This is a genomic window from Salinivirga sp., from assembly GCF_035268865.1.
Classification (GTDB): domain Bacteria; phylum Bacteroidota; class Bacteroidia; order Bacteroidales; family Salinivirgaceae; genus Salinivirga.
On record NZ_DATFKB010000008.1, the window covers coordinates 1 to 15199 of the forward strand.

The 15199-nt window shown below is 37.2% G+C and carries 9 protein-coding genes; 5 read left to right on the top strand and 4 right to left on the bottom strand.

Features of this window, described 5'->3' with window-relative positions; genetic code table 11:
* Positions 1–842, top strand: an 842-nt coding sequence (locus VJ937_RS00390) for a GEVED domain-containing protein (protein ID WP_324064941.1), incomplete at its 5' end; no start/stop codon positions are given.
* Between the two features lie 79 nt (positions 843–921).
* On the opposite strand, the gene VJ937_RS00395 is transcribed toward VJ937_RS00390, so the two are convergent.
* From VJ937_RS00395 to VJ937_RS00405, 3 genes are all read right to left on the bottom strand, one after another.
* On the bottom strand, positions 922–3429 hold the full coding sequence (locus VJ937_RS00395) for a hypothetical protein (protein WP_324064942.1): 2508 nt from the start codon (positions 3427–3429) through the stop codon (positions 922–924).
* Between the two features lie 74 nt (positions 3430–3503).
* Positions 3504–3875, bottom strand: coding sequence for a hypothetical protein (locus tag VJ937_RS00400; RefSeq protein WP_324064943.1), 372 nt, complete (start codon positions 3873–3875; stop codon positions 3504–3506).
* Between the two features lie 234 nt (positions 3876–4109).
* Positions 4110–6638, bottom strand: a complete 2529-nt coding sequence (locus VJ937_RS00405; RefSeq protein WP_324064944.1) for a tetratricopeptide repeat protein — start codon at positions 6636–6638, stop codon at positions 4110–4112.
* A gap of 543 nt (positions 6639–7181) precedes the next feature.
* Between VJ937_RS00405 and VJ937_RS00410 the strand changes: the two genes are divergently transcribed.
* From VJ937_RS00410 to thrS, 3 genes are read left to right on the top strand one after another with little or no spacing between them, the layout of a single operon-like run.
* Positions 7182–8228: a nucleoid-associated protein gene (locus VJ937_RS00410; RefSeq protein ID WP_324064945.1), complete on the top strand. Its 1047-nt coding sequence runs from the start codon at positions 7182–7184 to the stop codon at positions 8226–8228.
* Positions 8229–8240: 12 nt separating this feature from the next.
* Positions 8241–8525: a hypothetical protein gene (locus tag VJ937_RS00415; RefSeq protein WP_057954618.1), complete on the top strand. Its 285-nt coding sequence runs from the start codon at positions 8241–8243 to the stop codon at positions 8523–8525.
* Between the two features lie 6 nt (positions 8526–8531).
* The gene (gene thrS, locus VJ937_RS00420) at positions 8532–10469 is read left to right on the top strand and encodes a threonine--tRNA ligase (protein ID WP_324064946.1); all 1938 of its coding nucleotides are present in this window, start codon (positions 8532–8534) and stop codon (positions 10467–10469) included.
* Positions 10470–10516: 47 nt separating this feature from the next.
* Here the strand turns inward: thrS and VJ937_RS00425 are convergent, their stop codons facing one another.
* Positions 10517–11977, bottom strand: coding sequence for a sodium:solute symporter (locus tag VJ937_RS00425; protein ID WP_324064947.1), 1461 nt, complete (start codon positions 11975–11977; stop codon positions 10517–10519).
* A 527-nt stretch (positions 11978–12504) separates the two neighbouring features.
* Here VJ937_RS00425 and VJ937_RS00430 point away from each other — a divergent pair.
* Positions 12505–15199: protein kinase domain-containing protein (locus VJ937_RS00430; RefSeq protein ID WP_324064948.1), on the top strand; the 2695-nt coding region annotated here is incomplete at its 3' end.

Here is a 15199-nt window from a genome sequence, read left to right on the forward strand (position 1 = left end):
GCGGTACACCATCGACCAGTACCAGTCAGAACCCAGCTGTGACATACAGCACAGCCGGCACTTACCAGGTAAGCCTTACCGCCACAAACAGCGCAGGCAGCGATACCGAAACTAAAACAGGTTATATCTCTGTAAATGAAGGTAGTGTAAGCTATTGCGCTTCACAAGGCAACAACTCATCTTACGAATGGATCGAAAGCATTTCTTTCGACAGCTTTACCAACACCTCTGGTGACAATGGCGGTTATGCCGATTTCACCGGTCAGACAATTACACTCACACCGGGAGCAAGCACCAACGTTACATTAACGCCGGGATTCTCAGGCAGTACTTACACTGAATACTGGGTAATATGGATCGATTACAACAAAGACGGTGACTTTACTGATTCTGGTGAGCAAATTGGAAGCGGAAACGGTTCGGGAGAAATTAGTGGAAGCATTAATATCGATGCCAATGCATCTGGCACAACACGCATGCGCGTGACCATGAAATACAACGCAGCACCAACATCATGCGAAACATTCAGCTACGGTGAAGTGGAAGATTATACCGTTTCATTCAGCGGCAAAGGTGCAACAGCCATCGAAGAACTGGCAGAAACAAACATTTCCATTTACCCACAACCTGCTGATGAGCTTGTACACATCGACATGAATACAACCAGCAACACTGCTGAAGTTAGAATGTACAACATGAACGGACAACTCGTTAAAGCTGCACAACTCGACTACAATGGTCAGGGCTTTGACCTGGACGTTGCCGGTCAGACAGAAGGTATGTATATGTTACAGATTGTAACAGGAAACGAAATTCATAGCGAAAGAATAGTGATTAGATAGTCTGTTTTCTAAAACCAAAAAACGCCCGCATATTTGTGGGCGTTTTTTTGATTAAATAAAAAAAACAGCCTATTCTAATTTAAATGGTAATTTTCACTCCCATAAAAAACGATCGAAGAGGCGGATATCCCGATGCTGCCGATATCCCCGTCATATCATTGTTGTAAAATATAGGCGCTTCCCATCCATTTACCGGGCGCTCATAGTCTATCTCCGGATTCAGCCCCGAAAAATTTGTTAGCGTAACTAAATTATTAACACCAAAATATACATTAACTAATCCTTTCATATTCCAATGATCAAGATTCAATGTATAGCCTAGAACAATATTATCGATACGTAAATACGAAGCATCCTCAAGAAAAAAGTCCGAGTGATAAGAATGAGTCAGGTTTGGATAAAACTCACCACTTAATGCATTATTGTCAGGGAAGTGTAACTCACTTAGTATTAATCGATCAGCATTATAAATATAGTTACCATGCACGTAACGCATCGAAAATGATAAATTAAAATTATGGTAATGTAATTCATTTTGCCACCCCACCTGGTATTCAGGAAAAACAGAGGCTCTTGTCTTCCGGGCATCATAAGGATTGGTGGTGATCCCTCCTTCATTATCATAATAATACAAATCTATACCTTCGGAATAAGCATATTCAGACATGTTAAATGTATACAAGGACTGGCCTTCATCAAATATCTGATCACCATACCTGGAATATACAAAACTATAATCTGAGTTAAGCGTTTTTATACGATTATTATTAAGTTGATAATGAAATCCTGTATTCCATGAAAACTGTTCTTTTCTGAAAACCAACCATCTTAAATCAGCCTCTGCGCCTTTATTAATTACGATATAATCATAGGGAGAAAAACCCGGCCCAGAACTGGTATAAATAACAAGGTAATGTTTGTTGGATGTTGTACGTTTATAGAAATTAACGTCAAGAGTTAATCTGTTTTTAAGTAAACCGGTTTTAAAAGAAAAAACATGCTCGCTAGTAGGGTGAAAATTATCATGTAATGGTCTGACTGTTTGATTTGGTAATGGTTGACTAAATGCTTTTCCATAAAGATATTGAAATTCAAGTCTGCTGAACCTTTCAAATAAGGAATTAGTTACTAATTTCTTTAAATTCCACCCCAGAGAAACAGAATGGCTCCAATAATGCTTACGGTATTCATCAACATCATGCAGCATGATATTATCATAGCGACTTATCCATCGAATCTTCAATCCTCTTTTATGAAAATAATTGACCTCACCAGATAAAGCATTGTTTCGTTGATTATGTAAATTACTGAGATATGTATTAATGTATTTATTAAACCTCGAATTCTGGTAACTATAGAAGATATTACTTGTAAAAATTGAATGATCAGACCATGGAATCTCAAAGTTCAATTGACTATTGAGAAAATATAACTTATCTGTTCTTTCGCGGAAACTGGAAATTCGAGTATTCATTATCACAGCATTTTCCATGAAAAATTCCTCATCTTTTTCTATTTTCTGCAAACCCGAATTAATAGAAAATGTCAATAATTCCGATAGCTTATAGTCTAAGGCTACATTAATACGTTGACTTTTCCGCTTTTGTGTATTATGATAACTATTAATCAAAAACACAGGGTCATAATGGCCATAAAAATGGTAAGGATAAACAAAACTAAATGTATCAGCCGGCATATTTACCGGATTGGTCGGGATCCGGGTATAGGCCTGAAGCAGAACCGTTTCAGAATCCCTTTCTGAAATTCCTTTATATTTCAGGTCTGCCAGCGTATAGCCTATGCTTAGATTCAGCTTATCGTTGAATAAAGATTGATTAACGTAACTATTGAGGCCTATCTTTCTTTTCCCTGATTGAATCAGCAGACCCGGCTGATCTCTGAAATTAAAAGCCAACCGATAACGCGTATTATTTATAGATTGGCTGACGGCAACATTTTGCTGATGTGTAACTACCTGTCTAAAAACCTCATCCTGCCAATCCGTTGATGCGCCTAAATCATCGAAAAATTCTTCAACCGGCATTTCCATTATGTTGGCAAATCTCTGAGCTTCTCTTCTGAATTCACTCGCAGTTAACAAATCGAGTCTTTCTGAAGGTTGATCAAATGAAATCATGCTATGATATGAAACTTGAAATGTATCCTTAATGAAATTACCAATAGTATTAATTTCAATAACACCATTTCCCCCATAAATACCATATTTCGATGTAGATGCTACATTTCTATGAATTTTCATTGATCGAATATGCCCGGGGAAAAGCCCATATGGATCAGCACCAGGAATACCATCTATCACATACAATGGTCTATTGTCCCAACCCCTTGACCCCATTCCACGAATCAAAACTGATTCGTGATTCATCGGGTGACCATCACCTTTTGTGACTGTCAAACCGGCTGCCCGTCCCTTAATTAAAAACAAAGGATCAGCAATATTGCCTTGATTCATTGCAGAGTCAACAATTAAATACCCATCAAATGACTGAAAAGCGGTATCTGATAGATTTTGAGTAAATGCTGTTGTGGAAATAAACAGGATTAACAGGAAAAAAACCTTATGCATAGCCTTTTATATTTATGAAAGCGGCTAAATTAACATAAAGTAACAAATATAACAAACAATGTTATGGTATGGGTCTAAATGGACTTAAGCCAGTTTTCTGCCGCCTCTTTTGTAGAGAAAACCTTGAAGTGGTAATTGTCCAGCGTAGCCAATTCCATATAAAAGACTGATAATGCCGTGCTTTTGGTGTGATTCACTACAAATGCATCATAAATTACTTTGTATTTTTTAAGTGTTCGTGACATTTCTTCTTTAACCGCAACCAAATCCCGGGGTTGAAGAAAAAATTCTGCAGTAGTAGCATTTGTAAGTATTTTTAGCTTTTTGGGGTAGTGACTTCGTCGCTCTTGTATGGTTACATGTTCCAGCAAATCCTCGAGGGTTATTTCACCTTTAAAATCAACATATAATATTCCTGTATCGTAATCAATTCGGGAAGTAATCATATATGGCTTTTCTATATTATCTGATAAAAATATTTACTTTTCATAATCCCATAAAGCGTTGATCTACCTATTTTCATGAAAATCATCTCACGTATTTTCAGCCTCCCCTTAAGTGGGAAACAACTATTAAAAACTATGAAACAACTAATTAAAAATAATACAAAAAACACAATATTACAAGTAATTTACCCTGCTAATTAAAAACACTTTTATACCTGTTAGGTAAAAGACGACTTAAATACTAACAGATATTCCCAGTACTGTAATATCATCGACTTGCTCAAAATGCTCGCCATCGTGTTGCATCCATTTTTTCAATTCCTGTTCAAGGTAAGCACCCTGTTCAACCATAGAAAGATGCGAAGTTGAAGCAATAAGTCGTTTAAATGCTTTTTGTTTATATTTTTTTCCTTTCGGGCCTCCAAACTGGTCAGGAAAGCCATCGGAAAACATATAAAGTTTGTCATTGTTGCGGAGTTGAAGTTCATGATTCTGGAATTTATCCATACGTTCATAAATACCAATGGGCATTTTATCGGCTTTTATTACTTCAATTTTCGAGGCCATATCATCGTAATCATCATGGTCATCGGCCCTTACTATCCACAGCGGATTATTGGCTCCTGCCCATGCAAATGTTTGCTCCTTGTGATTAATCACCAGCAAACTCATATCCATGCCATCTTTTTGTGTACCTTCCTTCCCTGTTTGGCTCAAAGATTTAACCACCTCTTTTCTTAACCTGCGTAAAATAACACCAGGATGGGTAATATATTCTTTCATAACAATTTCACGCAAGAATGATATGCCAAGCAGGCTCATAAAAGCTCCCGGAACACCGTGCCCGGTACAATCGGCAGCTGTAATTACTGTAAAATCTTCAATTTCAGTCCACCAGTAAAAATCGCCACTTACCTTATCTTTAGGTTTAAACAAAATGAAATGATCGAGCCCCTTACTGGTCAATAGACTTTGCGCTGGCAAAACCGCTTGCTGTATGCGCATAGCGTAATCAATACTCTGAGTAACTTCCAGATGAATAGATTCAATCTGCTCTTTCTGTTGCATCACCATATCGCGCTGCGCCTCAATTTCATCGCGTTGTGCTGTAATTTCTTCATTTTTTTGTTCGAGTTCAGCATTTTTGTAGGTGATATCGTCGCGCTGTGATTCAATTTCCGCTTTTTGTTCCCTTATTTCTTTATTCTGACGGGCCAGGACATGATTTGCCGTGCGAATACGATTATAGAGCCGGTAAACAATTATTGAGAAAACAAGGATGAGTGCAAAAACAACTATAAAGGCAATAATCAGAATACGCTGTTTTTTTATTGCTGCATCCTGTTCCTGCATTTTTAACTGATCAACTAATTTCTCTTTGTTCAATAACTCAATCTCTTTCTCTTTTTGCTCTGTCTCATATTTGGTCTGTATATCCGTGATGTTCTGGTGGGCCTCCTTATTAAAAATCGAGTCTTTCAACAGCGTATATTTTTCATAAAACTGAAAAGCCTTTTTATAATCACCCATATCCTTGTATGCCATCGCAATAGAACCATATGTTTCCTTTAAATCGTTAAGGCTGTTTAACGCTTCAAGGAGGTTCATGCCCGACTTATAATAATTAATTGCTTTACGCTGTTGTTTTAGTTCAGAATAGACATTCCCAAGGCTAATTAAAGCTGTAGCCACACCGCGGTGGTCTTCTATCTCTTTTCTCAACTCAAGCGATTTTCTGAAATACTCTATGGCTTTATCATAGTTCTGCTCCCCTGTATAAAAAGTTCCTAAATTCAGATATGCTGTACCGACAGATACTTTCCTACCGGCATCTTTTGCAAGACTTAAGGCTTTCATATATAAGTCAAGCGCTTTATCTCTTTCTTTTTTATGCTCATAAATTATGGCCATATTATTTAGTGAGTTGGTCATATTGGGCAAATCTCCCATCTGTTCATGAATACTTAATGCTTTCTGATAATACTCAAGGGCTTTATCATAATTGCCCCAATCGTAATATACAACACCAATATTTAAGGTAATATGGCCAACCGTTCTCTGATCATCGCGCTCCCGGGCCATTTTCATAGCTTCCTGATACCGGGAAACAGCTTTTTCAAATTCCCCCCAACTATGGTAAACAAGTCCCATATTGTGCAAGGCACTGGTTTTGGAAAATTCGTCTCCTGCTTTTATTGCTATATCGTATGATTGCTGAAAATAATTCAGAGCTTTCTCATAACTACTCACCGAAAGATAAATAGCCCCAATACTACCATAAACAGTGCATATTCCAACTGAATCATTTATATCCTGATAAATATGAAGAGCTGCATTCAGGTCTTCCAGAGCTTGCTGATAATTAGACAGATCCGTTTCAATAATTCCAATATTGGAGAGCAGACCAGCTTCTTCTTTTCTCATTTTCAGCTTATTGTAAATACGCCTTGATTGTTTAAAATCAACCAACGCACTGTCAATATTACTTAAATAATAATTAGCCACGCCCCTCTTCTTCAGAGCCTTTGCCTCCCTGGTTTTATCCTGAATTTCTTTCGATAATTCCAGTGATTTGTTGGCATAAATCAAACTTGTATCTACATTAATACTTAGGTAGATTGTACTAATTTCGAGTAAGGCATCGAGTTTTTCAGATTGCGTTCCCTTTTCTATAATAGTCTGTAAACTATCAATGTTTGTTTGAGCAGATACAGAAAAGTGAATAATACAGATCAACAGAATCCCAAAAATAATTCTATGCATACCTAATCAGCTTAAAGTAAAAGAAGCGCACATGCATAAGCACGGGGAAGATGAACAACAAAACACATCACTATTTGACATATTTAACTAACATACAATTTACTAAAATAAACAGAGATTTAAATAATGCCTTATGATTTTAACATTTCAAAAACAGGGCAACCCATAAAGCTTATTATGTAAAAAAAACAAACCTTGCACCTGGGAAGTGCAAGGAATGCTTAATCAGGGTCGCAAAAGGTATCAGGTGGGATTCATTATAAACAAATATTTTATTCTTTTTCTATACAGCTCAGGGTATTGTGTTTTGAGCCATGATTTTAAATATTCTATTTCTTGATCAGAAAGCCATTGGAACGATTTCTGCACTTCTTTCAAAAACAAAACAGGCTCATTTTGAAGCGCTTTCAGTATATGTTTTTGGTGTTGAAGCATTTCTAATCTTGTTTTAAACAAATATACAACGAAATGAATAGTGAAAGACAGGGTAATTTTACCTGAATTAAACGAATATCTTTTTTAAATTAGCGGAAATTTTTGCCTATGTTCGACTTTAGTGAAGTATCACTCAAAAACATTATTATACATAAAGTTGGCTCCAACCAGGAGGAACAGTCACTGGAGCTTTCAGAATCGGTTTTACCAGAGCTTGAGGAAGATATTGAGCACCTCTTGGTAGATTTCTTTTTACGCCCTTTTAAACCTGATGCATATTATCATTTTGAGCATGAAAACGGGCTGGATTTTCATGAAATGTTTCAGCATACACAAAAACTATTTGCCGATCCCAATTTGTTTGCGGCTCAATCGCAGTACATAGCACGACATCTGCATTCGGTATCAACACATCCCAACATCAAACAGGGCGAAGTATATGTGGTACACTTTGCAGGTTGCGTAGTCGACGATGAAATTACCGATGCCATCGGCATTTTTAAAAGCGAAAACAAGGATACTTTTTTAAAAGTCGTTCAACAAAACAATCACTACAATGTTGATATGCAAACAGGTATCAACATAAAAAAGTTGGATAAAGGATGCTTAATTTTTAATACAGAAGAAGCAGAAGGATATAAAATCAGTATTGTAGACAAAACAAACCAGTCGGGCGAAGCTATGTACTGGATGAATGAATTTTTAAAGGTAAATATTCGTGAAGATGAGTTTTACGATACAAAGAATTATATTGATCTTTGCAAAGCATTTAGTGATGACGTTTTAACAGAAGAAAACAATTTTAATACACCCGACCAGCTTAACTTTATGAAACGGTCGCAGGAGTATTTTGAGAATCACGATAAATTCGATGAACAAAATTTTGAACAGGAGGTAATTAACGAACCCGACATAATAGATGCGTTTAAAGACTTTAAAGGTGAGTTTAAAGAACAGTATGAGACAGAGCCAAACAGCGATTTCAAAATATCGAAACCAGCGCTAAAAAAGCAAAAGAAATATTTCAGGCCTGTGATCAAACTCGACAAAAACTTTCACCTTTATGTACACGGGAATCCCGAAAATATGGAAAAAGGATTTGACGACATTAGAAGAATGAATTACTATAAGCTTTATTTTAACGAGGAAAACTAAAATTTTGGAATTATGGCAAGTATTAAAGAATTAAAAAAAGACATTCATTACATAACGAATGAGTTAATAATTGAATGTTTGGTAGCAGATGTAATGTATGAAGGTAAATACGAATCTAAATTGACGGACCTTGCCACCACGCTATTAACGAAAAAGAAGGAACTACTTAGCAGAATAAACCAATACAGAAAGGTTAAGCATGAAACGAATGCAAAAAAATATTTTAAAGACATTCAGAATGAATTGCATGACCTGGTGAAAGAGATACTTGATGAAGTACAGAAACTTGAAAAATAATTTTTTATGATTGAAATAAAACTACCTGATAATAGTACAAAGAAATATGAACCCGGAGTTACCGGATTAGAAATTGCAAAAGATATTAGTCCACGGCTGACCAAGGAAGTGCTTAGCGTTACAGTAAACGATGAGCTATGGGATATACACCGCCCCATTAAAGACGATGCAAGCATTAAATTACACAAATGGGAAGATGAAGAAGGAAAACATGCCTTTTGGCACTCTTCAGCCCACTTGCTGGCAGAAGCTGTTGAACAGCTTTATCCGGGAGTAAAATTCGGTATAGGGCCCGCAATTGAGCAAGGCTTTTATTATGACATTGACCTTGGAGACCGGCAGCTAACCGACGCTGATTTCAAAAAAATTGAGGACAAAATGCTGGAGCTTGCGCGGCAAAAAGAGGAATATCATCGCACAGAAGTTCCCAAAAAAGAGGCATTAGAATACTACCAGAAAAAAGGAGATGAATACAAGGTAGAACTGATCAATGATTTAGAAGATGGCACCATTACATTTTACAAACAGGGAAATTTTACCGATTTGTGTCGCGGACCACACCTGCCCGACACCTCTCCCATCAAAGCCATTAAGATAACCAGTGTAGCCGGAGCCTATTGGCGCGGAGACGAAAACCGCAAACAGCTCACACGCCTGTACGGCATTACATTTCCTAAAAAGAAAATGCTGGACGAATACCTTGAAATGCTCGAGGAAGCAAAAAAACGCGATCACAGGAAACTGGGTAAAGAACTGGAGCTTTTCACATTCTCACAACGAGTTGGACAGGGCTTGCCAATGTGGTTGCCTAAAGGAGCCGAACTGCGCGAACGCCTTGAGAATTTCCTGAAAAAGGTACAACGGGATTATGGCTACGAACAGGTAATTTCGCCCCATATAGGCCAAAAAGATTTATATGTAACCTCTGGTCACTATGCAAAATATGGTCAGGATTCATTTCAGCCCATTCACACACCCGAAGAGGGCGAGGAATATTTGCTCAAGCCTATGAACTGCCCGCACCATTGCGAAATGTACAAAGCTACGCCAAAATCATATAAAGATTTACCCATTCGCCTGGCTGAATTTGGTACAGTATACCGCTACGAGCAATCTGGCGAACTTCACGGATTGACCCGGGTACGCGGTTTTACCCAGGACGATGCACACATCTTTTGCCGTCCCGACCAGTTAAAAGAAGAGTTTATAAAGGTTATAGACATCATTCTGTATATTTTTAAAACACTCGACTTTAAAGACTATGTGGCTCAGGTTTCTTTGCGCGACCAAAACGACCATTCAAAATATATTGGAAGCGATGACAACTGGGAAAAAGCTGAGAAAGCAATTATTGAAGCTGCCGATGAAAAAGGCATGAACTACGAAGTAGAGTACAATGAGGCTGCGTTTTATGGCCCTAAACTCGACTTTATGGTACGCGATGCAATCGGGCGCAAATGGCAACTGGGTACCATCCAGGTTGACTATAACTTACCCGAGCGTTTCGAACTGGAATATATAGGAAGCGATGACAATCGTCACCGCCCAATTATGATTCACCGGGCACCTTTTGGTTCTATGGAACGTTTTGTGGCTGTTTTACTGGAGCATACCGGCGGAAAGTTTCCGCTCTGGCTCACACCAGAACAGGCTGTAATACTGCCCATTAGTGAAAAATTCAACGATTACGCAAAAGATGTGAAAGCAAAACTTGCTGCTCGCGATGTACGTGTATCTGTTGATGAACGCAACGAAAAAATTGGTCGTAAAATACGCGACAACGAATTAAAACGCATCCCCTACCTGCTCATTGTGGGCGAGAAAGAGATGACCGAAGGCAAAATTGCGCTAAGGAAACAAGGCGAAGGTGACCAGGGACAGATGTCAATTGACGAATTTGCCACATTTATTGAACAGGAAGTAGCAAACGAAACCTCTAAATAAATAATCTTGCCAAATACAAGTTAAGGGCTGTTTCTCAGGAGCAGCCCTTACTTTTTGCCCATTGAAGAAATTGCAAGTCCAATAAAAACTAATGCTCCGTTGATGATCAGTAATTCAAATCCAAACTGAAAACCATTGAACCATACTTCTGAATATCGGTTTAATATATAACAAATTACAGGAGATGCTAGGGCAATATATGGAATCCATTTCTCCCGTGGATGATATTTTGTAAAGAGGCCAAAGGCAAAAAGTCCGAGTAGTGGTCCGTACGTATATCCGGCCACCGTAAAAATTGCACTTATTACACTTTCATCAGAAATAATCTGAAAAATTATAATCACAACAGCCAGTAATGCCGATATTCCAATATGCACCCATCGCCTGGTGCGCAGTGCTTTGGCAGAATTCAGATCGTTGTGATTAAAGCCCAATATATCGACAGTAAAAGTAGTCGTTAGTGCAGTTAAAGCAGAATCGGCACTGGAGTAGGCTGCAGCAACCAAACCCAGTATAAACATTATCGCCACAAAAAGGGGCAATTCACCCTGGGCTATTACAAGCGGAAAAATTTCATCGCCACGCGCGGGAATACTTAACCCAAGCGATGCTGCATAAGAATAGAGCATTACACCAAGCGTCAAAAACATAATATTTACCGGGACAAAAGCAATTCCATAAGAAAGCATATTCTTCTGCGCCTCTTTCAGATTACGACAACTCAGATTTTTTTGCATCATATCCTGATCCAGGCCTGTCATCACAATTGTAATAAACATACCTGAGAAAAATTGCTTAATAAAATGATTCGGGCTATTCCAATCATCGAAGAAAAAAACACGGCTATATTCAGAATTAGCAACAAACTTCCACAACCCGTCTTCAGCCATATTATTGTAAATAATCACAATGGTTACTATAGCCGATAAAAACATAAATGTAGTTTGCAGCACATCGGTCCAGATAATGGTTTTTATACCACCGCGATTGGTGTATATCCATATCAATAAAATGGTGATAAGTACCGTAACAGGAAATGGAATATTTAAAGGGTCAAAAACCATAACCTGCATTACAGTTGCAACGATGAACAACCTGAATGAAGCCCCTATAACCCTGGAAATAAAAAAGAACCACGCACCGGTTTTTTGACTAAAAAAGCCAAACCGATGCTCTAAATAGGTATAAATTGATGTCAGTTTCAAATTATAATAAACCGGTAAAAGCACCCAGGCTATAACAGCATAGCCAACCACATACCCCAACACCATTTGCAAATAACTAAATTGCGTATCCTGAACCCAACCAGGGACCGAGATAAATGTTACCCCGGATAAGGAGGCGCCCAGCATACCAAAAGCAACTACAAACCAGGGAGACTGACGGTTACCAAGGTAAAACCCTAGATTATTTCCCTTACTACCGGTTAAACGGGAAATTGTCATTAAAATACCAAAATAAGCCAATATGGCTATAATAATGTATACAGGATTAAGTGCTTCGTTCATAATTTATCATTAAAAGCATCAAAGATAATGATCTGAGGAAAACTATTATTGTCATCATCTGCTATAAATACAATAAAATCATTCAAAACCACATTCATCCGAAACTTTTTTAAATAAAAGGTCAACAATAGTTATAACCGTTTATTATTGGGACATTTTTTTTGAAATCGCCAGAAAAAAAGTGGTTTTTCAAGTCAATTGCTATTAATTCGTTTAAACCTGATATTATAAAATTATATACAGATGACTTACCACGCCATTTATGGCGTGGATTTAGGTAAGAATCAAGAGCGGTAAGGCTTCAGCCTGGAACCTAATCTATATAAAAAAAAGTTCCTGGCTAAAGCCCTAAGCAGCAACGGTAACTTGTCACCGCCATAAATGGCAGTGTATCTCAAAAATTAAATCTTTGAAAACAAATTCAGATAAGAAATAGCTTGTATTTTTTCAATAATATATTGTAATAAGCACAAAAAACTATAAAGTTTCGGATAGTTGTGATTCAAAACAAATGATCTATTAGCACGATGGCTAAAGATTTTTACTTTTCAGAGATAATATCTATATTGGAGGATAAACATACAGGTAAAAATACCTTCTTAAAAAAAAATCACAATCCTTTTTTCAATTTTCATAGAAAATACAACACAGGTAAAGAGATGATAAAAAAAGCAGGAAGTTTTAAAATATTAGACACACTTGCTGAGGGCGTAAAATATAATGCTTATAGAGCTGTTAATAATGAAAACAGCAGTGTTGTATTGAAAATTGTTGATAATGCAGATCAAAATAGAAAAACGGTACAGCAACTAAAAAAAGAGTTTAAACTGCTTAAGAGCATAGCGTCAGCTCATGTGATAAAAGCGCTCGATTTTCTTGAAGCCGACAACAAAGGCATTCTTGTACTTGAGGATATATTTGGAACAACACTGAAAAACTACCTGCAGGCACATACACCTATTACAAATAAAAAACAACTCCAAGACGCATTAAAAATAGTGAGGGACATTGCATTGGGTCTGTCAGACATACACAGACAGCAAATAACCCATTATGATATTAATGCAAAGAATATTATCTACAATCCATCGACAGGTACACTTAAATTGATTGATTTCAGCCTTGCTGAAAACAATACTTTAGAAAACGAATCAGGAGAAAAAGATTTTGTTTCAGGAACCTTTGCATACATATCTCCGGAGCAAACAGGACGCCTCGAAATCAAGCCTGATTACCGCTCAGATTTCTACTCTTTTGGTGTTACCATTTATGAATTACTAACGGGTAAATTACCATTTAAAGCAGATAATACAAGAGAATGGATTCATGCTCATATTGCCAGGCAACCCCTTAAACTGTCTGACATTCATCCGGAAATACCACAGCTGGTTTCTGAAGTGGTTGATAAACTTTTACAAAAAGACCCGGCTTTAAGGTACCAAAGTGATTTAGGTCTGTTAAAAGATATAGAGAAATGTATTCAGGTAATGGATTACCCTCACCTGGCAAAAAATTACAGCATTGGAAAATATGATATAAACCAACAATTTCAGTTACCACAAAAAATATATGGCAGAGAAGAGGAAATTAACTACCTCAAAAATGCCATTTATGCTGCACGAAAATCACAGAGCCAAAACATTTTCATAGAAGGTTATTCAGGTATAGGCAAAACCAGGTTAGTCGAATTTATAAAAGAGAACATTGAGAATCAGCCCGTTTTATTTGTTAGTGGGAAATTTGAGCAGTATGAGCAGGAGAAACCTTTTCAGGCAATTGGTCAATTAATACAACAAATTACTGATTATGTGCTCGCCCAAAAAGAAAAAGAACTTAATAGTTTTAGCGAAAGTATTTCAGAATCACTGGGTAATAACATTTATTTATTGAGTGAACTGGCACCAGGCCTTAAATCGATCACCGGAGAAAACTACACCAGGCTCAGTATAAACCTTAATGACTCAGCCCAGCGTTTAGCCCAAACCATAGAAAAGTTTTTTAAACTATTTGCCATCCCCGGACGGCCATTGATTATTTTCCTTGACGACCTGCAATGGGCCGACAAAGGATCTCTTGACATCATTGAAAAACTAACAGTCGATCTAACAAATAATGCATTCTGTTTTATTGGATCCTTTAGGAAAGAAGAAGCAAACCAAAATTTGGCTTTGAATTCAGCTATTAATAAGATAGAACAAACGGGCACCAACTTTAAAAAACTGGAATTAAAACCATTGTCCAGAAGTGATATTAAACTCTTTGTATCAGAAATTTTCAATACGAAAAAAAATATTGAAGGCTTATTGCAGATTTTAGAGACCCGCACAATGGGCAATCCCTATTTTATAATCGAATATCTCAACAGCCTGTATGATCAAAAACTCATACGCCTTGAGCCGCACACAAACGTCTGGACCTGGGATTTAGAAAAAATCAGTAATCAGGATATATCTGGAGACATTGCAGATTTAATTAAACAAAAAATAAAAAATCTGGATGATGAAGTTATCGAAATATTAAAAATTGCTTCATGCTTTGGAGCCACATTTGATGAAAAGTCCGTTTCAATTATAATAAATAATGATGACAAAGCAATTGGAATAAACCTGGAAAAAGCAAAACAGGAATCATTGATTATTCCGGCTGAGGGCAATGCTAAGCTTGAATTAGACCCTAAATCAACTAACACACATTACCGCTTCATTCACGATAAAATACAATCAGGTATTTATGAATTAATGTTGCCAGTTGAGCAGGCTAACATACACAAAAAAATTGGTCTGGAAATAGAGTCGGGATTAGACGAAAACACTGAGATTGATAATATTTATGAGTTGGCCACCCACCTGCATAAAGGTAAAGCAGTATTAGAAAAAAAAGATATAAGCCTTGCTTTAAATGCCAGTCTCGAAGCCTCAAAAAGGGCAAAAAATTCAGGAGCATTAATATCAGCATACAGGTTTTGCAATTGGGGATATAAACTATTACAAGAAGCCGGTTTTGAAGAGTTTAATCAGGAACTTATTTTCGAATACCATTCAGAATTAGCCGAAACCGCAGCCCTTAATGGCAATCATCAGGAAATGGAGGAATTACTGAAGGAAAGTAATAGCCACGCAATTACGCTATTGAACAAAATTCGTATACATGAAACAAGAACGTTGTCGCTCATTGCTCAAAACAGACAGCAAGATGCTATCGATGAAACGCTTGTTCTGTTAA

Excerpts from the sequence above, each read along its gene's own strand:
- VJ937_RS00395 (WP_324064942.1), bottom strand. The coding sequence starts at position 3,429 with ATGCATAAGGTTTTTTTCCTGTTAATCCTGTTTATTTCCACAACAGCA.
- VJ937_RS00400 (WP_324064943.1), bottom strand. The coding sequence starts at position 3,875 with ATGATTACTTCCCGAATTGATTACGATACAGGAATATTATATGTTGAT.
- VJ937_RS00405 (WP_324064944.1), bottom strand. The coding sequence starts at position 6,638 with ATGCATAGAATTATTTTTGGGATTCTGTTGATCTGTATTATTCACTTT.
- VJ937_RS00410 (WP_324064945.1), top strand. The coding sequence starts at position 7,182 with ATGTTCGACTTTAGTGAAGTATCACTCAAAAACATTATTATACATAAA.
- VJ937_RS00415 (WP_057954618.1), top strand. The coding sequence starts at position 8,241 with ATGGCAAGTATTAAAGAATTAAAAAAAGACATTCATTACATAACGAAT.
- thrS (WP_324064946.1), top strand. The coding sequence starts at position 8,532 with ATGATTGAAATAAAACTACCTGATAATAGTACAAAGAAATATGAACCC.
- VJ937_RS00425 (WP_324064947.1), bottom strand. The coding sequence starts at position 11,977 with ATGAACGAAGCACTTAATCCTGTATACATTATTATAGCCATATTGGCT.